This window comes from Mycobacterium sp. pUA109, from assembly GCF_041287095.1.
GTDB lineage: Bacteria > Actinomycetota > Actinomycetes > Mycobacteriales > Mycobacteriaceae > Mycobacterium.
Genome location: NZ_JBGGKS010000006.1, coordinates 81,088 through 100,252, shown reverse-complemented (window position 1 = coordinate 100,252; position 19,165 = coordinate 81,088). Strand labels below are relative to the sequence as shown.

Annotated in this window: 20 protein-coding genes; 11 read left to right on the top strand and 9 right to left on the bottom strand. The window is 66.4% G+C overall.

The window, feature by feature from the left end; all coding sequences use genetic code 11:
• Positions 1-44 precede the first annotated feature (44 nt).
• Complete coding sequence (locus tag ACAG26_RS09145; protein WP_370481443.1) at positions 45-560, top strand: gamma carbonic anhydrase family protein; 516 nt, start codon at positions 45-47, stop codon at positions 558-560.
• Positions 561-573: 13 nt separating this feature from the next.
• On the opposite strand, the gene ACAG26_RS09140 is transcribed toward ACAG26_RS09145, so the two are convergent.
• Complete coding sequence (locus tag ACAG26_RS09140) at positions 574-2,250, bottom strand: GMC oxidoreductase (protein WP_370481441.1); 1,677 nt, start codon at positions 2,248-2,250, stop codon at positions 574-576.
• Positions 2,251-2,386: 136 nt separating this feature from the next.
• Here ACAG26_RS09140 and ACAG26_RS09135 point away from each other — a divergent pair, with 136 nt between their 5' ends.
• Positions 2,387-2,620 carry an antitoxin gene (locus ACAG26_RS09135; protein WP_370481440.1) on the top strand — a complete coding sequence of 78 codons (234 nt, stop codon included), beginning with the start codon at positions 2,387-2,389 and terminating at the stop codon, positions 2,618-2,620.
• Between the two features lie 92 nt (positions 2,621-2,712).
• Here ACAG26_RS09135 and ACAG26_RS09130 read toward each other — a convergent pair whose 3' ends face one another.
• The 4 genes from ACAG26_RS09130 to ACAG26_RS09115 are packed head-to-tail and all read right to left on the bottom strand — an operon-like array spanning position 2,713 to position 6,635.
• Complete coding sequence (locus tag ACAG26_RS09130) at positions 2,713-3,144, bottom strand: nitroreductase/quinone reductase family protein (RefSeq protein ID WP_370481437.1); 432 nt, start codon at positions 3,142-3,144, stop codon at positions 2,713-2,715.
• The gene (locus ACAG26_RS09125) at positions 3,141-3,962 is read right to left on the bottom strand and encodes an alpha/beta fold hydrolase (protein WP_370481436.1); all 822 of its coding nucleotides are present in this window, start codon (positions 3,960-3,962) and stop codon (positions 3,141-3,143) included. The genes ACAG26_RS09130 and ACAG26_RS09125 overlap by 4 nt, the downstream gene beginning before the upstream one ends.
• Positions 3,963-3,991: 29 nt before the next feature.
• On the bottom strand, positions 3,992-4,831 hold the full coding sequence (locus ACAG26_RS09120; RefSeq protein ID WP_370481434.1) for an SDR family oxidoreductase: 840 nt from the start codon (positions 4,829-4,831) through the stop codon (positions 3,992-3,994).
• Positions 4,832-4,859: 28 nt separating this feature from the next.
• On the bottom strand, positions 4,860-6,635 hold the full coding sequence (locus tag ACAG26_RS09115; protein ID WP_370481432.1) for a long-chain fatty acid--CoA ligase: 1,776 nt from the start codon (positions 6,633-6,635) through the stop codon (positions 4,860-4,862).
• Positions 6,636-6,694: 59 nt separating this feature from the next.
• Between ACAG26_RS09115 and ACAG26_RS09110 the strand changes: the two genes are divergently transcribed.
• Positions 6,695-6,886, top strand: coding sequence for a hypothetical protein (locus ACAG26_RS09110; RefSeq protein WP_370481430.1), 192 nt, complete (start codon positions 6,695-6,697; stop codon positions 6,884-6,886).
• Here the strand turns inward: ACAG26_RS09110 and ACAG26_RS09105 are convergent.
• Positions 6,870-7,457, bottom strand: a complete 588-nt coding sequence (locus ACAG26_RS09105; RefSeq protein WP_370481428.1) for a TetR/AcrR family transcriptional regulator — start codon at positions 7,455-7,457, stop codon at positions 6,870-6,872. The genes ACAG26_RS09110 and ACAG26_RS09105 overlap by 17 nt on opposite strands.
• Before the next feature lie 97 nt (positions 7,458-7,554).
• On the opposite strand from ACAG26_RS09105, the gene ACAG26_RS09100 reads away from it, so the two are divergent.
• Genes ACAG26_RS09100 through ACAG26_RS09080 form a run of 5 tightly spaced genes read left to right on the top strand, consistent with a single transcriptional unit; the run spans position 7,555 to position 14,636 of the window.
• Positions 7,555-8,373, top strand: coding sequence for a CoA transferase (locus tag ACAG26_RS09100; protein WP_370481426.1), 819 nt, complete (start codon positions 7,555-7,557; stop codon positions 8,371-8,373).
• Positions 8,374-8,375: 2 nt separating this feature from the next.
• Positions 8,376-9,539: an acyl-CoA dehydrogenase family protein gene (locus ACAG26_RS09095; RefSeq protein ID WP_370481424.1), complete on the top strand. Its 1,164-nt coding sequence runs from the start codon at positions 8,376-8,378 to the stop codon at positions 9,537-9,539.
• 26 nt (positions 9,540-9,565) lie between these two features.
• Positions 9,566-11,266: a GMC oxidoreductase gene (locus ACAG26_RS09090; protein ID WP_370481422.1), complete on the top strand. Its 1,701-nt coding sequence runs from the start codon at positions 9,566-9,568 to the stop codon at positions 11,264-11,266.
• Complete coding sequence (locus tag ACAG26_RS09085; RefSeq protein ID WP_370481421.1) at positions 11,263-12,474, top strand: acetyl-CoA C-acetyltransferase; 1,212 nt, start codon at positions 11,263-11,265, stop codon at positions 12,472-12,474. The genes ACAG26_RS09090 and ACAG26_RS09085 overlap by 4 nt, the downstream gene beginning before the upstream one ends.
• Positions 12,475-12,488: 14 nt before the next feature.
• On the top strand, positions 12,489-14,636 hold the full coding sequence (locus ACAG26_RS09080; RefSeq protein WP_370481420.1) for a 3-hydroxyacyl-CoA dehydrogenase NAD-binding domain-containing protein: 2,148 nt from the start codon (positions 12,489-12,491) through the stop codon (positions 14,634-14,636).
• A gap of 25 nt (positions 14,637-14,661) precedes the next feature.
• On the opposite strand, the gene ACAG26_RS09075 is transcribed toward ACAG26_RS09080, so the two are convergent.
• Positions 14,662-15,873: an acyl-CoA dehydrogenase family protein gene (locus tag ACAG26_RS09075; RefSeq protein WP_370481417.1), complete on the bottom strand. Its 1,212-nt coding sequence runs from the start codon at positions 15,871-15,873 to the stop codon at positions 14,662-14,664.
• A 37-nt stretch (positions 15,874-15,910) separates the two neighbouring features.
• Here ACAG26_RS09075 and ACAG26_RS09070 point away from each other — a divergent pair, with 37 nt between their 5' ends.
• The gene (locus tag ACAG26_RS09070; RefSeq protein WP_370481414.1) at positions 15,911-17,197 is read left to right on the top strand and encodes a PucR family transcriptional regulator; all 1,287 of its coding nucleotides are present in this window, start codon (positions 15,911-15,913) and stop codon (positions 17,195-17,197) included.
• 7 nt (positions 17,198-17,204) lie between these two features.
• On the opposite strand, the gene ACAG26_RS09065 is transcribed toward ACAG26_RS09070, so the two are convergent.
• Together ACAG26_RS09065 and ACAG26_RS09060 are read right to left on the bottom strand one after the other, a co-directional pair.
• Positions 17,205-17,420, bottom strand: coding sequence for a hypothetical protein (locus tag ACAG26_RS09065; RefSeq protein WP_370481412.1), 216 nt, complete (start codon positions 17,418-17,420; stop codon positions 17,205-17,207).
• Positions 17,417-17,797, bottom strand: coding sequence for a helix-turn-helix transcriptional regulator (locus ACAG26_RS09060; RefSeq protein WP_370481410.1), 381 nt, complete (start codon positions 17,795-17,797; stop codon positions 17,417-17,419). The genes ACAG26_RS09065 and ACAG26_RS09060 overlap by 4 nt, the downstream gene beginning before the upstream one ends.
• 114 nt (positions 17,798-17,911) lie before the next feature.
• Here ACAG26_RS09060 and ACAG26_RS09055 point away from each other — a divergent pair, with 114 nt between their 5' ends.
• Positions 17,912-18,334 (top strand): Hsp20/alpha crystallin family protein, encoded by a 423-nt coding sequence (locus ACAG26_RS09055; RefSeq protein ID WP_370481408.1) that lies wholly within the window; start codon positions 17,912-17,914, stop codon positions 18,332-18,334.
• A gap of 337 nt (positions 18,335-18,671) precedes the next feature.
• Positions 18,672-18,986 (top strand): J domain-containing protein, encoded by a 315-nt coding sequence (locus ACAG26_RS09050; protein ID WP_370481406.1) that lies wholly within the window; start codon positions 18,672-18,674, stop codon positions 18,984-18,986.
• Positions 18,987-19,165: the final 179 nt, after the last annotated feature.

Sequence of the window (19,165 nt, the reverse complement as noted above, 5' to 3'; positions counted from 1 at the left end):
CAATGATGGGAGTGATTCCACCACCACTATCAAGCGAGGCAACCATGATCAGCAGCATCGACGGCCACACCCCCGACATCGGCACCGACACCTGGATCGCCCCCAACGCCACCGTGATCGGACGGGTGCGGCTGGCCGCAAATGTCGGTGTCTTCTACGCGGCGGTGCTGCGTGGCGATGTGGAATCCATCGAGGTCGGCGCGGGAACGAACATTCAGGACGGCTGTGTGCTGCATGCCGACCCCGGCTTTCCGCTGACCGTCGGCTCCGGAGTATCCGTGGGACACAACGCCGTCTTGCACGGCTGCACCATCGGCGACGATGTCCTGGTCGGGATGGGCGCCACCATCCTCAACGGCGCCCGTGTCGGCGCCGGCTGCCTGATCGCCGCCAACGCACTGATTCCCCAAGGTGCCGACATCCCAGCGGGATCGCTGGTCGCCGGCGTGCCCGGCAAGGTGCGCCGCGAACTGTCCGACGATGAGCGGGCCGGTATCGAATTCAATGCGCAGAGTTACCGGGCCCTCAAGGAACTCCACGCCCGAGCCGTGCCCGCATAACGCTGGGCTGCTCTCAGGCCGGCGTCAGTGGGAGGCGCAGCGCACCGGGGGCGGCCTCCGGCACCGTTGGATGCGTGGGCTGCACGGGCAGGATGCGTTGGTACGGCGCCCCGAGCGGCGGGCGGGGATCGGGCTCGCCGTTGTTGGGCCAAAACGCCATGGCCCGTTCGGCCTGCGCGGTAATGGTGAATGACGGGTTGACGCCCAGGTTGGCGGTGATTGCCGAGCCGTCGGCGACGTGCAGCCCGGGGTGTCCGTAGAGCCGCTGGTAGGGGTCGATGACCCCGGTCTGCGGGGAATCGCCGATCGGGCAGCCACCGATGAAGTGCGCGGTCAACGGGATGTTGAGCGCGTCGAGATAGGTGCCGCCGGCGAACCCGTCGACCTTCTCGGCCATCCGCCGCGCGACCTCGTGGGCCATCGGAATCCAGTCCGGGTTCGGTTCCCCCACCCCTTGTTTGGCGGTCATCCGAGTGCCGAACAGGCCGCGCTTGCGGTAGGTGGTCAGCGAATTGTCGAGGGATTGCATGACCAGCACGATGATCGAATGCTCCGACGCGTGCCGCGGGAACAGGCCGCGCACGAGCAGCCCGGGGCGGCGCAGGATGGACAGCACCAGCCGGGCGAAGCGCCACGGCCCGCCGTCGATCAGGTGGGTGCCCATCATCGACAACAGGTTGGATCCCTTGCCGTAGCGGCACACCTCGACGTGGGTGTTGACCTCGGGGTGGATCGATGAGGTGATCGCGATCCCTTGGGCGAAGTCGTCGCGGTCGGGTGCGAACACGACCGGGACCTCTTCGGAATTGGTGCGGGTCAGTTCGCCGAGCCGGGCCGACAGCCGCGGCAGCGACCCGGTGTCGCGCAGCTTGTGCAGCAGGCGCTGGGTGCCCAGCGACGCCGCGGCGAACACCACCTGGCGCGCGGTGAATTCCCGCTTGTGCTTGCGCAGCCACCGGCCGGTGCGGACGGTGGCGACGGCGTAGCCGTCGTCCAGCGGCCGCACGTCGGTGACCATGGTCAACGGATGGATCTGCGCGCCCGCGTGTTCGGCGAGATACAGGTAGTTGGTCTCGGTGGTGTTCTTCGCGTTGTGCGGGCAACCGGTGAAGCATTGCGCGCAGCCGATGCAGCCGGCCCGGTCCGGCCCGGCGCCACCGAAGTACGGGTCGTCGACGGTCTTGCCGGGCTCGTCGCCGAAGAACACCCCGACGTTGGTGGGATGGTAGGTGTCCTCGACACCCAGGTCGCGGGCCACCGCCCGCAGCACCTCGTCGGCCGGGGTGGTGTGCGGGGTGGGTGTCACGCCCAGCATCCGGCGCGCCTGGTCGTAGTAGGGCTCGAGTTCGGCTTTCCAGTCGGTGATGTGCGCCCACTGCGGGTCGGTGTAGAACCGCTCCAACGGCTGGTACAGCGTGTTGCCGTAGATGAGTGAGCCGCCGCCGACCCCGACCGCGCTGGCGATAAACGTCTTGCCCAGCACGGTCAGGCGTTGCGGGCCAAAGCAGCCCAGTTTCGGCGCCCACATGGCCTTGCGGACATGCCAGTTGTTGGGCGGGAAGTCGGTGGGCGTCCAGCGTCGTCCCATGTCCAGCACGCCGACCCGGTAGCCCTTCTCGGTCAGCCGCAGGGCGGCGACGCTGCCGCCGAATCCCGACCCGATCACGAGGACGTCATAGTCAAAATTCATGTTCACAGCCCTCACGATTTCGGCCGGAGCGGGCAGGATTCTGGCTGTGATCGTCTCATACCCACCCGCCGCGATCCATGCTGGACGAGGCGCTTTGATGTAGTCCCCCGTTTAGATACAGATGTAAATTCGATGTGTGATTCGAACGCGAGTTCAGCTCCCGGATGCGCTTTATCGCGACGCCAAGCGGATCGCGCAGGAGCACGAAATTACCCTGGCCGAGGTTGTTCGTCGCGGGCTCGAGCACATGGTGCGGATTTATCCGAGGCGCGACGCGGCGTCCGACACCTGGCAGCCGCCCGCCCCTGGTCGACTCGGTCCGTTTCGTGTGCCCGGAGAATTGTGGCGCGAGCTCGCCAACGAGATGTGAGGCGGCCGTGCTCTCGATCGATACGAATGTCCCGCTGTATGCCCAAAATCATGACTGCCCCGAACAGGCGACACCTGCCTTCGCGACCGACGTCACCGGTGGATGCGTGTCAGACCCAACACCGGGATTACCCGCGTCGTCTTGCGTTCGTATTCCGCGAAGTTCTCGAACGTGTCGGCCTGCTTGCGGTAAATCCGAACACGCTCTGCGCCAATCACTTCGCGCACCGCAACCGGGAACCGGTCGTCACCGATCTCCACCTGAACCTGATCTGGGTGGGCCAGGGCGTTGTAATACCACGCCGAGCTGCGGTCGGCACCGTTGTTAGAGGCGAACACAAAGATCTCGCGACCGTCCTCGGACTTCTGGTAGGCCATCGGGTTCTGCCGCGGCTGACCGGACTTGGCGCCCAGCGTGTGCAGGATCAACATGTCGAACTGGGAAAGCCAGCCATCGACCGCGCCCTTGTCCCGGATCTGAGCCATCACGTCCGCGTGGAACGCGCCGTCTGCGGTTTCGTTCATGGCGTCGGGTCTCCGCTTCCTGACTCAAGTGCGAAGTATTGCTTAGTGGTTCGTTCGACAAGGTCGGCGACGAAGGGGACGTCGCTGACGCCGCTGGTCGAGTGTCCGGCGCTGTAGAGCTCACGCCAGACGCTGGTGACGCCGGCCTGCGCGAGCACCGCGCTGACATCGGCCTCGTCGCGTTGCAGAGCGCCCAGGTCGATACCGACACGGTCGATGGAGGGTTTGAGCATGCTGGCGGGCAGGCCGGTCAACGCCGAGGTGAGGATGATGTCGTCGAGGCTGGATGCGGCCACCATCTGCCCGATCGCCTCGGCGGAGGTGAGGCGACGGGGGTGCTTGACCGGCGCGAACAGCGTCGCGGCCCGCACAGCTGGGCTGTCGAAAATGGCGCGGGCGCGGGTGCCCGCCACCCTCGAGCCGGCGATGCCGGCAGCGAACGCGATGCGGGTGAGCGGCGGCATGCCCTTGGCCCACAGTCCGGCAGGGCCGATCGCGACCACCGAGCGGGCCATTCCCCGCTTGGCCGCCTCCAGCGCCATCCATCCGCCCATCGAGTTCCCGGCAATATCAACTGGGGTGTCGATGCCGAGCAGGTTCAGCTGCTCGGCAAGCTGTTGCATCGCCCAATCCATCGTGAACGCCATATCGCGGACCGCCGGGGTGTCGCCGAACCCGGGGAAGTCGAACGCGATCACCCTGCGCTGCTGCGCCAGCTGGTCGATGACCGGCAGCCAGCTGTTGGCCGAAGAGCCGCCGCCGTGCAGTAGCACCAGTGGCCGGCCGGCGCCTTTGTCGATGCGATTCCATTCGGTCACCTGCCAGCTCCTTCCGTGCGGTAGATCATTCACTGTTGCTGCTCTGCGATGCGGCGGTGGTAGCGGGCCCGCGCTTCCGGGTCGGCGCCGCTGGCCAGCTGGTCGAACCGCGCCGCGTGCGCCACCGCGAACCGGGCCCTGGCCGGCAGCACGGACATCGTTTTCAGCAGCGCACCGAGCGCTTTCGGCACGGTGACCCGCACTTTCTCGTCGGCGACCGCCGCGACGATGGCCGCCGCGACGTCCTCCGGCTCGGCGGTGGCAATGGATTTCGCCCAGGCCGGAACCTGGGTGCCCCTTGAGAGTTCGGTGTTGATCACACCGGGCAGCACCATGCTCACACCGATGCCGTGCGGATCGAGTTCGCGGTGCAGCGATTCGGTGAACCCGACAACGAAGTGCTTCGACCCACAGTAGGTGGCCAGTCCCGGTTCCCCGGTGATACCGGCAAGTGAGGCGACGTTGACGATGTGCCCGCCGCCCTGGGCGCAGAATCGCTGAGCCGCGAGCCGGGAGCCCGTGACCACACCGCGAACGTTGATAGCGATGATCCGGTCGGTCATCGCCGGCGACTCATCGAGAAACAGCCCGGTCGGCATGATGCCCGCGTTGTTTACCAGGATGTCCATCCGATCGTGCCGATCCTGGACCGCGGACAGAAAGTCGGCGAACGAGCCGTGATCGGCCACATCGAGCGGTAACCCAATGCACCGCTCGGAACCCAGCTCCGCTGCTGCTTTCTCGGCCAACTCGACATCCAGGTCGCCGACGGCGACCTTCGCCCCCGCAGCCAGAAAAGCTTTGGCCGTGGCCAGTCCGATACCGCGCGCACCGCCGGTGATGGCGGCGACCTTTCCTTCGATCTTCATCCTGGGTCCTTCAACTTCCGCTTTTGTTCTACCGGGCTGCCGGTCGATACATGGCCTCGATCGCCTGGGCGTAGCTGTCCGCGATCGGCTTGCGTTTGAGCTTGCTGGTCGGCGTCAGATGCACGCTGCCCGGCTCCCAAATGTCGGGCAGGATGGTGAATTTCTTGATCTGCTCGACGCGGGAAAGCTTGGCGTTGGCGGCCTTAATCCCGGCCTCGATGGCGGCGTGCACGGCCGGATCGGTGGCCAGCTCGCTGTTCGGCCGGTCACCGAAGCGCTGGGCCGCCGCGTCGCGGTCGAGGGTGATCAGCGCGGTGTTGTACGGGCGGGCGTCGCCGATCACCACCACCGGTCCGGCCAGTGGGGTGTCGGCGGCGATCGCGTTCTCGATGTTGGTCGGCGACATGTTCTTTCCGGCCGCGTTGATGATGAGTTCTTTCTTGCGGTCGACGATCTTCAAGTAGCCGTCGGCGTCGAACTCGCCGATGTCGCCGGTATGCAGCCAGCCGCCGGCATCGACGGCCTCGGCGGTCTTGTCGGGATCGTTGCGGTAGCCGCGCATGACGTTGCCGCCGCGCACCAGCACCTCGCCGTCGGGTGCGATCCGGACGTCGACGCCGGGCAGCGGGACACCGACGGTCCCGATTTTGATCCGATCCGGGCGGTTGACCGTGGCGCCAGCGGTGCATTCGGTCATGCCGTAGCCCTCACAGACCTGCAGACCCAGACCGAGGATGAATTCGTGCACGTCCGGTGGGATGGGCGCCGCACCGGTGACCCCGATCCGCAGCTGGTCCAGTCCGAGCCGGGCACGGATCCCGGCGAGCACCAGCCGATCGGCCAGCGCGTACTGCAGCCGATCGAGGGGACCGAACCCCCGGCCCGCCGATGCCGCCCGCGCTCGGGCCCGCCCAACGGCAAGCGCCCAGTTGGCCAGCGCCCGCTTGGCCACGGGTTCGGCCGCGACCGCGGCTTCCAACGCCGCCTTGGCCTTGATCCACACCCGCGGGACACCGACGAACAGGGTGGGCCGGGCCCGGGTCAACGCGTCGAGGACCTGTTTGATGTCGCCGACGGTGGTGATCTGCAGTCCGTAGAGCAGGTTCTGGTAGTGGGTGAACCAGCGGTTGGCCCCGTGCGCGTCCGGCAGGTAGGACAAGCCGCGGTCATCGAATCCGATGCCGCCCATCTCCTCGGTGATTCTCGCGTTTTCGATGAAGTTGGTGTGGGTGAGCTCGACCCCTTTGGGCGGTCCGGTGGTACCCGAGGTGTAGACGATGGTGAGCACGTCGTCGGGTGCCACGCCGCGCCAGGACGCGTCGAAGTCGAAGTCTTCGGCCGGTGCGTTCTCGAGCTGGTCCAGGCCGATCGTGCCGGCGGGGCTGCCGTCGACGCACACCACGTGCTCGACCTTGCCGCCAAGCTGCATCGCCTCGAAAACCGTGGGCAGGAACTGTCGTTCGCTGATCACCACCCGGTTCTCGGCGTTGTCGAACAGGTAGGAGAGCACCTCGGGCGGGTTGGTGTTGTACATCGAAAACGGCGTCGCACCCGCATGCAACACCGCGGTGTCGCACAGGTGAAACTCCGAGCGGTTGGTCAACATCAGCGCGACGGTGTCACCGGAGCCGATTCCGAGGCCCGCCAAACCGGCGGCGATCGCGCGAACCCGCCGCGCGTATTCCCGCCACGTAATGCTCGTCGTATCACCAAGATTGCGCAGTGCGACGGCGTCAGGCCGCGCCGCGGCGACGGCCTGGAACGCCTCGCACAACGTGCGTGGGCGGTCGGACGCGATGTCCATTCGACATTCCTCGCTTCGGCGGTGGACGAGAGATCCAATACAACCGTATTGTACACAGCATGAGCGTATCGGAACAAGGGTCGAGGGAGACGGCACGAAGCGGCATCCACCCGGCGCGCGGTCGCTGGGATACCGATGCCATCGATGCCGCTGCTCGCCAGGCGGGCGGTGTGTTCGATCCCCCGCAGATCCCGTTCGACGTCGTAACAGTGCCGACGTCCGATGACGCGGCGATCAGTCGGCGACGGTGACCCGCAGCCGCGGCTTGTCGCCGTCGCCGGGCCGCGCGACACGCTCCCAGACCGCATCGACCATCGGCGCCAGCAACAACTCGCCCATCTGGCGGACCAGCACGGCGACGACCTGGATGGACTCGCGGCGCTTGGTTGACGCGAGACCGGATTTGCGCAGCGCGGTGACTTCGCGCTGGGTCAGCTCGACCAGCACGTCGAGCAGGTGCATGCGGTCTTCAGAGGGTTCGAGCAGGGCGCGCCGCACGTAGTTCACCACCGGCGGATTGTCGGCAAGCATCGCGCGGACCGCCTCGTCGCGCGCCGCGCCGATCTGGTTTGGGGTGCCCTTGGGAGGGATCTCGGCGATCGCGTGCGCGAAGTAATCGACGACGAGTTGGTCGACGGCCTGGCGCAGTCCGGCCTTGGTCTTGAAGTGGTGTTGCACCAGGCCCAGGGTGACGCCGGCCTCGGCGGCGACGGCGCGCAACGAGATCCGGTCTTCGCCGTACTGCGCATACAGGTCCAGCGCGGCGTTGCGGATGCGCGCCTTGGCGGTCAGGTCCTCGTTGGTCGCGCGTGGGTTCACCATCTCGCCTCCCTGGAACGTTCGGTCCAGTGTAGCCAACGTTACGATTGCATCTATACCAATACAGTTGTATTGTCATCGCGGATTGGAGGTGCGCACCATGCAACCGCTGGAGGCTGTCAGCGTCGTATCGCTGGCGGTGAACCTGCCCGGCCCGCTGGCCGCGGCCCGGCTCGCGGAGTTGGGGGCATCGGTGGTCAAGGTGGAGCCGCCGGCCGGGGATCCGCTGGCCGCCGCGGCTCCGGACTGGTACCGCCGCCTGATTGCCGGTCAACGCGTGGTCGCCCTGGATCTCAAACAACCCGGTGATCGGGCCAAGCTTGAGGAGCTGCTCGGCGAGGCGGATCTGTTGATCACCTCGATGCGGCCCTCGGCGCTGACCCGGCTGGGGCTTTGCCAGCCGCAGCGGATGTTCCCCCAGTTGTCGCTGATCGAGATCGTCGGGCACGACGGGGATCTCGCCGAGGTGCCGGGTCATGACCTGAACTATCAAGCGGTGCACGGGACGCTGTCGCCGCCGCACATGCCGAAGGTACCGATCGCCGACATGCTCGGCGCCGAACGCGCCGCCTCGACCGCGATCGCTGCGCTGCTGATGCGCGCGGCGACCGGCCAAGGACGTCCCCACCGCGTCGTCCTTGAGGAGGCCGCGGCCCGTGCCGGCGATGCGGTGCGTCACGGCCTGATGGGTGACGGCGCCATCCTGGGCGGGGCCTTCCCGGGTTACGGCATCTACCCAGCCGCCGACGGCTACGTCGCGCTCGGCGCCATCGAACCACATTTCTTTGCACGCACGCTGCAGGCGTTCGGCGTCGATGGCACCCACGAGGCAATGTGCGCCGCCTTCGCCGAGACGACCACCGCCGAATTGGAGGCCATCGCCGCACAGGCCGATATCCCCCTGACCCGAGTGAGGTAGACATGTCCGAACTGTTCCCCGACTACCGCGCATCCTGGGAAACCGATGCGCATCGCGAGCTGCGTCGGCACGCGGCGGAATTCTTGCGCAAAGAGGCCACCCCCCACCAGGAGCGCTGGGCGGCCCAGCACATGGTGGACCGCGAATTTTGGACCAAGCTCGGCGACGCCGGGCTGCTGGGCCTGGACCTGCCCGAAGAATACGGCGGCACCGACGGCGACTTCGGCTCCTCGGCGATCGTCGCCGAGGAGCTTGCGCTCGCGCACGACACGGCATCGGGCTGGATCGTGCACTCCCCCATCGTCGCGCACTACCTCAACACCTACGGCAACGCCGAGCAGAAACAGCGCTGGATGCCGGGCATCATCAGCGGTGAGAAGGTGCTGGCGATCGCGATGACCGAACCGGGCACCGGATCGGATCTGCAGGCGGTCAAGACCACCGCCCGCCGCGACGGCGACCACTACGTCATCAACGGCTCCAAGACGTTCATCTCCAACGGCACCCATTGCGATCTGCTGGTGATCGTCGCCAAAACCGATCCCGCGCAGGGCGCGGCGGGGGTGTCACTGATCGTGGCCGAGACCAACGACGCGCTTGAGGGTTTCGAGCGGGGCCGGGTATTGGAAAAAGTGGGCCAGCACGGGCAGGACACCCGCGAGTTGTTCTTCTCCGATATGCGGGTACCGGTCGCCAACCTGCTCGGCGAGTCCGAAGGGCTGGGTTTCTACCAGCTGATGGAGCAACTGGCCCGCGAACGACTCATCATCGCCGCGCTGTGCGCCGGGATGGCCGAGGGCGCGCTGCTGGAGGCCATCGCCTACACCAAGGAGCGCGAGGCATTCGGACGCCCGCTGATCAAGTTCCAGCACAACAAGTTCGAACTCGCCGAACTCAAAGCCGAGGTGCTGTCGATCAAGGCCACGGTCGACTACTGCATCCAACGGTATATCGACGGCAGCAATGACCCCGCGACCGCGTCGATGGCGAAACTGGTCGCCGCCGACAAGGCGGTCGAGGTGGTGGACCGATGTGTGCAGTTCTTCGGCGGCTACGGCTACATGATGGAGTACCCCATCGCCCGCGCCTATGCGGCCGCCCGAGTGAACAAGATCTACGGCGGCACCAGCGAAATCATGAAGGAAATCATCAGCCGCTCGCTGTGAAGCGGCGCGGCGTTGGGAGTGCTGTGATGTCGTTTGACTACGACGTCGTCGTGATCGGTTCGGGTTTCGGCGGCAGCGTGTCGGCGCTGCGGTTGACCGAGAAGGGTTACCGGGTCGCGGTTCTCGAGGCGGGCCGCCGCTGGGAACCGAAGGATTTCCCGCGCAGCGACTGGAATCTGCGCAAGTACCTGTGGGCCCCGAAGCTGGGGCTGACCGGCATGCAACGGTTCACCGTGTTGGGCAAGGCGGTGTTGCTGACCGTGTCCGGGGTGGGCGGTGGGTCGCTGATCTACGGCAATACCCTCTACGAGCCGCTCGAGGAGTCCTACGACGATCCCGCGTGGGCGCATATCACCGACTGGCGTGCCGAGCTGGCACCGTATTACGACCAGGCCAAAAGGATGCTCGGGGTGGCCACCACCCCCATACTCGGTCCCGCCGACCACGCACTGCGGCAGGTCGCCGACGAGATCGGTGTCGCGGACACCTTTCACCGCACCGACGTCGGGGTGTTCTTCGGCGAGCCCGGCAAGACGGTTCCGGATCCGTACTTCGGCGGCGCCGGTCCGGACCGCGCCGGGTGCATCCACTGCGCAAGTTGTTTTTCCGGGTGCCCACACAACGCCAAGAACACCCTGCCCACCAACTACCTGTATTTGGCCGAGAAAGCCGGCGCGCAGGTGTATCCGCTGACGACGGTGACCGCGGTACGTCCCATGGCGGACGGCGGCTACACGGTACAGACGGCGCGCAGTGGCCGCTGGATCCGACAAGGGCGTCGCACCTTCACCGCGCATCAGGTGGTGTTCTCGGCCGCCGCGCGCGGCACCCAACAACTGCTGCACGCGATGAAAGACACCGGGATGCTGCCCGACGTCTCCCCACGACTTGGGGAGCTGTCCCGCACGAATTCCGAAGCGGGTATCGGGATCGTCAGCCGCACCCGCGATGACCTGTCCCAAGGGGTGGCGATCACGTCGTCGATCCATCCCGAACCGGCCACGCACATCGAGGTGTGCAAATACGGCAACGGACACAACGCCCTGGTGGCGGGATCGACGTTCCTGGTCGACGGCGGCCCGTGGCGGCTGCTGCGGTTTGTGCTGATGGCGCTGGCGCATCCGTGGCGCTTTCTGCGGCTGTTCGACCTGCGCCGGGCCGCGCAGCGCAGCGTCATCTTGCTGGTCATGCAGTCGCTGGACAATTCCCTGACCTCGTTTCGCCGACGCGGCCCGTTCGGGTACCGGATGACCACCAAACAGGGCATCGGGGACCCCAACCCGGAGTGGATCCCGATCGCCCACGACGTCGCCCGCCGTTACGCCGCCAAGGTCGACGGGGAGCCCCGCGCGCTGTACACCGAACTCGTCAACATCCCGGCCACCGCGCACTACATCGGCGGCTGCGTGATCGGCGAGACACCGGCCACCGGTGTGGTCGACCCCTACCAGCGGCTGTACGGCTATCCCGGGCTGCATGTCGTTGACGGGTCGACGATCTCAGCCAATCTCGGGGTCAACCCGTCGCTGACCATCACCGCCCAAGCCGAGCGCGCCATGGCGTTGTGGCCCAACAAAGGCGAACCCGACCCGCGGCCGCCGCTGGGCACGGGCTACCGGCGGATCGCCCCGGTGACGCCCCGGCACCCCACCGTTCCCGCATCGGCACCCGGCGCGCTGCGGCTGCCCATCGTTGACATCAACCGGAAGGACACCGCTCTGCAATGATCCAGGCATACATCTATGACGCCATCCGCACGCCGCGCGGCAAGGGAAAGAAGACCGGAGCCCTGCACGGGGTCAAACCGATCGATCTGGTCGTCGGGCTGATTCACGAGCTGCGGCAACGCTTCCCCAACTTGGATGAAGACCGGATCTCCGATGTCGTGCTGGGCTGTGTGACTCCGGTGGGTGATCAAGGCATGGATATCGCGCGCACCGCGGTCAATCTCGCGGGCCTGCCCGACACGGTGGGTGGTGTGCAGCTCAACAGGTTCTGCGGATCCGGGTTGGACGCGGTGAATGTTGCCGCCAAGGGGGTGCGGTCGGGCTTCGACGAACTGATCATCGCCGGCGGCGTGGAATCGATGTCGCGGGTGGCGATGGGCAGTGACGGCGGGGCGATGGCGATGGACCCGTCGACCGCCTACGACAACTCCTTCATCCCCCAGGGTGTGGCGTGCGACCTGCTGGCCACCATCGAGGGCTACACCCGCGACGACGTCGACGCCTACGCCGTGCGCTCCCAAGACCGCGCCGCGGCAGCGTGGTCCGGCGGATACTTCACGAAATCGGTGGTGCCCGTCAAAGACATCAACGGGCTGACCATCCTCGACCACGACGAGCACATGCGCCCCGGAACGGGCGTCGCGGACCTGGCCAAGTTGCCGCCGGCGTTCGCCGGGATCGGCGAGTTCGGTGGGTTCGACGCGGTGGCCACGCAACGCTATCCCTGGATCGAAACCATCGATCATGTCCACACCGGCGGGAACAGCTCCGGCATCGTCGATGGCGCCGCGCTGGTGCTGGTCGGCTCCGAAGACGCCGGCCAAGCGTCGGGTTTGGCGCCGCGGGCACGGATCGTGTCGGCGGCGACCAGCGGCGCCGATCCGGTGCTGATGTTCCACGGCCCGATCCCCGCGGTCGACAGGGCGCTCGCGATCGCGGATCTGAGCATCGATGACATCGACGTGTTCGAGATGAACGAGGCGTTCGCGGCCGTCGCCGTCAAAATTCAGCAGCATTTCGGCATTCCCGACGAGAAGTACAACGTCAACGGCGGCGCGATTGCGATGGGACACCCCCTGGGCGCCACCGGCGCAATGCTGATCGGCACCGTGCTCGACGAACTCGAACGCCGCGGCGGCCGCTACGGGCTGATCACCCTGTGTGTGGCCGGCGGGATGGGCGTGGCCACCATCATCGAACGAGTGTAAGGAAACCGAACCATATGACCGACACCATGATCCGCTGGGACCGCGACGAGGCCGGCATCGTCGTGCTGACCATGGACGACCCGGATGCGGGCGCCAACACCATCACCGAGCTGTACAAATCGTCGATGGCGGCCACCCTGGATCGGCTCGAGGCCGAGAAAGACCGCATCAGCGGTGTGGTGCTCACCTCGGCGAAGAAGACCTTCTTCGCCGGGATGAACCTCGAACTACTGATGGACCTGGGCCCCGATGACGCGCAAACCGTCATCGACGAGGCCACCGAGATCAAGGCCCAGCTGCGCCGCCTGGAAACCCTGGGCAAACCGGTCGTGGCCGCAATCAACGGCGCCGCGCTCGGCGGCGGCCTCGAACTGGCGCTGGCCTGTCATCACCGCATCGCCGCCGATGTGCCGGGCAACGCGATCGGGCTCCCCGAGGTGATGCTCGGGGTGCTGCCCGGCGCCGGCGGCGTGGTCCGCACGGTGCGGATGCTCGGCATCCAGAACGCCCTGATGCAAGTGTTGCTGCCGGGCACCCGGTTCACACCCACCAAAGCCCAACAGGCCGGCCTTATCGACGACGTCGTCGGCAGCGTCGAGGAATTGGTGCCGAGGGCGAAGGCCTGGATTAAAGCCAACCCCGACAACCACACCCAGCCCTGGGATGTCGACGGCTACCAGATCCCCGGCGGCACCCCGGCGACACCGGCGTTCGCCGCCAACCTGCCGGCCTTCCCGGCCAACTTGCGCAAGCAACTCAACGGCCAGAACATGCCCGCGCCTCGAGCCATCTTGGCCACCGGGGTCGAGGGCGCGCAGGTGGACTTCGACACCGCCCAAATGATCGAGTCGCGCTACCTTGCCCGCCTGGTCACTGGGCCGATCGCGAAAAACATGATCCAGGCGTTCTTTTTCGACCTGCAGCGGGTGCAGGGCGGCGGATCGCGTCCCGACGGCATCGCCACACGCACGATCGGCAAGGTCGGCATCCTCGGCGCCGGGATGATGGGCGCTGGAATCGCCTACATCACCGCCAAAGCCGGCATCGACGTGGTGCTCAAGGACGTCACCCTCGAGGCAGCCCAAAAGGGCAAGGACTACTCCGAGGGACTAGAGGCCAAGGCACTGGCCAAGGGCCGCACCACCGCAGAGAAGTCGCAGGCGCTGCTGAACCGGATCACGCCGACCGCCGACGCGGCCGACTTCGCCGGCGTAGATTTCGTGATCGAGGCCGTCTTCGAAAACCCCGACCTCAAGCATCAGGTGTTCGCCGAGATCGAGGACGTCGTCACCCCGGATGCGCTGCTCGGCAGCAACACCTCCACCCTGCCGATCAGCCTGCTGGCCACCGGGGTCAAGCGTCAGGAGGATTTCATCGGCATCCACTTCTTTTCCCCGGTGGACAAGATGGCACCGATCGAGATCATCCGCGGAGAGAAGACCTCCGATGAGGCGGTCGCCCGGGTGATCGACTACACGTTGGCGATCAAGAAGTACCCCATCGTGGTCCACGACAGCCGGGGTTTCTTCACCTCGCGGGTATTCGCCACCTTCCTGTCCGAGGCATGGGTGATGCTGGCCGAAGGAATCGACCCGGCCACCATCGAGCAGGCCGGGCTGCAGGCCGGCTACCCCGCCGCGCCGCTACAGCTGTCCGACGAGCTGAACTTCACCACGCTGCAAAAGGTTCAACAGGAAACGGTGGCGGCCTACGCGCGGGAAGGCAAGCAGCTCAGCGACGCCGAGGCCGCGGGCGTGCGGGTGCTCGAGACCATGGTCTACCAGCACAAACGCACCGGGAAAGCCGGCGGGGCCGGCTTCTACGACTACGCCGACGGCAAACGCGCCGGGCTTTGGTCGCAACTGCGCGAAACCTTCGGCACCAGCACCGAACCCGGCGTTCCGTTTCAGGATCTGATCGACCGGATGCTGTTCATTCAGGCCATCGAAACCCAGCGGGTGTTCGACGACGGCGTGCTGGGCTGCGACGCCGACGCCAACGTCGGATCAATCTTCGCCATCGGCTACCCGGCGTGGACCGGCGGGGTGCGCCAGTTCATCACCGGCTACCCCGGCGGCGGCAAGGCCGCCTTCTTGGCGCGCGCCGACGAGCTCGCCGCCCGCTACGGCAAGCGGTTCCAGGTACCGGCCAGCCTGCGCTAGCCGCGGGCGCGGCGGCCGATACCGGTCAGCGCAGGGTCAGGCCCGTCAATGCCCGTGCGATGACGAGCCGTTGGATCTCGCTGGTGCCTTCGAAGATGGTGAAAATCTTGGCGTCACGGTGCATGCGCTCCACCGGGTAGTCGCGGGTGTATCCGTTGCCGCCGAGGATCTGGATCGCCTCGTCGGTGACGTAGACCGCGGTCTCGCTGGCTACCAGCTTGGCCATCGACCCCTCGGCGTTGTCGAAGGGCTGGTTGTTGCGTGCCATCCAACCGGCCCGCCAGACCAGGAGCCGGGCCGCGTCGATACGGCTCTTCATGTCGGCCAGTTTGAAGGCGATAGCCTGAAATTCGGCGATTTTGCGTCCGAATTGCTCGCGCTGGCAGGCATATTCCAGGGCGTACTCATACGCGGCGCGGGCCACCCCGACTGCCATCGCCCCAACCGTCGGACGGGTGCGCTCGAAGGTCTTCATGGCGGCCTGCCCGCCGGCGGATGCGCCGGATTTGACCCGGGCGACGCGGTCCTCGAACTTCTCCCGGCCGCCGAGGATGAGGTCCTCGGGCAGCCGGACGTTGTCCAGCACGATCTCGGCGGTGTGCGACGCCCGAATGCCGTGCTTCTTGAACTTCTGGCCCTGGGCGAGTCCCGGGGTGTTGGGCGGGATGATGAACGTGGCCTGCCCGCGTGAGCCGAGCTCGGGGTACACCGAGGCGACCACGATGTGCACGTTGGCGATACCACCGTTGGTGGCCCAGGTCTTGGTGCCGTTGAGCACCCATTCACGGGTTGCTTGGTCATAGCGGGCGCGGGTCCGGATCGCGCCGACATCGGAGCCGGCGTCCGGTTCGGACGAGCAGAACGCCCCGAGCTTGGGGTCGTCGGCGGTGCCGAACATTTCGGGCAGCCAGTGGCCCAGCTGTTCGGGAGTGCCGTTGCCGGCCAGCGCTGCTGCCGCCAGGCCGGTGCCCAGAATCGACAGGGCAATGCCGGCGTCGCCCCAGAAGAGCTCCTCGAACACCGTGAGCATGCCGATCCCGCTGGGTTCGGCGGCCTGCGTGGCGAACAGTTCGGGTGAGTACAAACCGATCTTGGCGGCCTGCTGGATGACCGGCCAGGGTGTCTCCTCGCGCTCATCCCATTCGGCAGCGGCGGGGCGGACAACCTCGGCGGCGAACTGGTGCACCCAGTCGCGCACCGCGATCACGTCATCGCTGAGCTGCACTGAGAACGACATCGTCACTCCTGGAAAGGGTTGGGTGGTTGGAGGTTTGTTGCGGGCCGGTCATGATTGTTCGCCGGCTACCCCATTGTCTCTGCACCGAAAGCGCCATTTCTTGACCACGAGGAGTAAATCCTCGGCGGCGATTCATACTGGCGGTATGAACAGCGCTGCACACGCCTCGCCTTTGGTGCCGGCCAGTACCGCCGAGGCTCTCTTCCGTAGGCTCCCCACGACCACCGCAGACATCGTCGAGGCGGTGACCAGGCAGCTACCGATTTTCGCTGATGCGCTCCAAAGCGAATTGGGCAAAGTCGCTCAGGCGGCCATCGACACCATGCTGGCCGGCTTCCTCGGGGCTGCCTGCGGGTCTGGGCCGGACCGGCAAACCGTGGATATCGGGGCGGTGCAACAGGCCGCCTTCAACCTGGGACGCTACGAGGCGCGCATCGGACGTTCCATCGACCCACTTAATGCGGCGTTTCGGCTCGGAGCACGCATCGCCTGGCGACACTGGAGCACCGTCGCTCAGGACCACGACATGAACACCGCGGACATCGTGCGGTTCGCCGAGCTGCACTTCGAGTACCTCGACGATCTGGCCGACGCCTGTGTCAGCGGCCACGCCGACGAGCTGGCCACCGCCAGCCGGCGCCTGCAGCGTCAGCGGGAACAGCTGGCCGAACAACTGCTGCTCGGTGCCGGCAGCGAGGAAATCATGGAAACCGCCCGACTGGCCCGCTGGCAGACCCCAGCCACCATGGTCGCGATCGTCCTCGCGCGCGCCGATACCCACCATGTGATTCCGTTGCTCGACGATCGGACGTTGCGGTCCAACGAGGACCTGCTGCCCGGCCTGGAACGGTCGGGCCTGACCACACTGCTGGTTCCGGTCACCACCGCAACACCCCGGCCAGCCCTGATCCGGCGCCTGACCGATGTCCAGGCGGCCGTCGGGCCCGAGCAACCGTGGCTCGACGTCAAGTACTCCGCAGCACTCGCAGCCCGCGCACGGAAATGCTGCCAACCGGAGTCTTGGCCGATCGACACCGAAAAAACACTGGCAGAGTTGGTAATTCACGCCGACCCTCAGACCCGGGAGCGCCAGCGGGCAGCGGCATTGGCGCCATTCGACCACCTGCGAGCCGACACCCGCGCGCGGTACGAGGAAACGTTGCGCGCCTGGCTGCTCCATCAAGGTCGCCGTGAGCACGTAGCCCGTCAGCTCGTCCTGCACACCCAGACCGTGCGCTACCGCATGGACCGGATCCGCGAGATCCTCGGTGACGACCTTAACGACCCAGCTCGCGTCCTCGACCTAGTAATCGCCCTGGCCTGAAGTCCGATTAGGCCGGTGGGTTGTAGTCCCAGTCGCCGTCGGGGACCGGGACGATGATGGCTTGATCGATGAGGTCGGCGTCGTTGGCGTCGCGGTCACCCCCGACGTCCAGGTAGCTGCCGTCGAAGACGATTTCGGCGTCGGGATCGACGGCGAGGCGCTGGTCGACCGCGTCGGCTTGCGGTGTGTCATCGGCTAAAACGATGCTGTCGACGTCGGTCATGATCGGCCACTCCTCCTTGACGTCTTGGGCGCGGCGGCCCGGTTTGGTGTCGGTTTGCGCCGCGCCTTGAGTTCGGCGTTGGCCAACTCGAGTTGGGTGTAGTCCGACTCTAGCTGGCTGTTTCTGGTCTCCAGTGCCAGAATCTGGGCGATGCCCGCCAGGTTGACGCCCTCGTCGACCAGTTCGGTGATCCGCTGCAGCCGCTCGAGGTCGTCATCGCTGTAACGGCGGGTGCCCCCATCGGTGCGCGACGGGGTCAACAGTCCGCGGCGCTCGTAGAGCCGCAACGTTTGCGAGGCGATGCCCGACAGCTCGGAGGCCACCGAGATGCCGTAGACCCCGCGCGCGGAACGCGGTGTGGCCGAATCCCCGGTCAACCCACTTCTCCTTCAAAAAAGTTCTCACTGATACTTGCGCGAGTATACACGAAGTGGTATCACAAACCTGTGCTTGCAGACATAGATTGTCTGCCCTGACCGGGAGGTTAAAAGATGGTTTTGATGCGTACAGATCCGTTTCGTGACCTCGACCGCTGGACCCAGCAGGTGCTCGGCACCGCGGCCCGGCCGGCGGTGATGCCGATGGACGCCTGGCGCGACGGCGACCAGTTCATCGTCGAGTTCGATCTGCCCGGCGTGAAGCCCGATTCCCTTGATCTCGACGTGGAGCGCAACGTGCTCACCGTCCGCGCCGAACGGCCCGACCTGGACCAGGGTCGGGAGATGGTCTCGGCCGAGCGGCCCCGGGGCGTGTTTAGCCGCCAGTTGTTCCTCGGCGAAAACCTCGACACCGACAAGATCGAGGCCAGCTACCACGACGGCGTGTTGCGGCTGGCGATTCCGGTGGCCGAAAAGGCCAAGCCGCGCCGCATCGAGATCAGCCACGACGGCGAGCGCACCGCGATCAACGCCTGAGCGCCCGCAGGGCCGCGCCGCCGCCAGCTCCCGATTGACACAGGGTTGCGTCGGCGCGGCCTGGGTTTCCGACGATGCCATGTGACTGTGGGGAGGTGATGCGCGGACACGTCGACAAGCCCAGGTGGTGACCTCGTGCCGTCCACGACTGTGGATAGGTATCGGCGCGGCTGACGTAACTCGACGCACTCGCGCACCGCCACTTATCGTGGCAGTTTGGGTGGACCGCACGAGGCTCATCACCCACAGGGGTGGGCGCGGATGCGACCCGGATGCTACGCGTCCACCCCGCAGCATCTACACGCATCAGCACAGGCGAAAGAAGCGGTGCGCGACGATGACTGACCCCTACGCGGTGCTTGCGGTGCCACCGACGGCGACGCAAGCCGAAATCACGCGCGCCTACCGGCGCCAGCTACGCGACCATCATCCGGACCTGCGCGTCCAGGGACCCAATTCCGGGGCCGAAGAACAGCTGCGGCAAATTCTTGCCGCCTACGCCGTGCTGCGTGACCCGCGCCGCCGCGCCGACTACGACCGCACTCACCGTACCCACCAACGACCCGCTCCGGTGCAGATCACCGTCTCCCACACCGCACCCGCCGAGGATGCGCCCCCATTGCGGGCCGGGCCAGTACACTGGCAACGCTAATTCGCCTGCCGTTGTGCACCGGCACCTGCATGCTCCTCCCACGGCCGCACACCAACCGCCGCCGGGCGACCTGCCACTCCTCGATCACGATTTGTTCCATTCAGCGCAACCGAATTATTAGATGCACCAACGTATTCCCGCGCGGTCCATCATAAACCCACACAGCGGAGGCTCGGTAA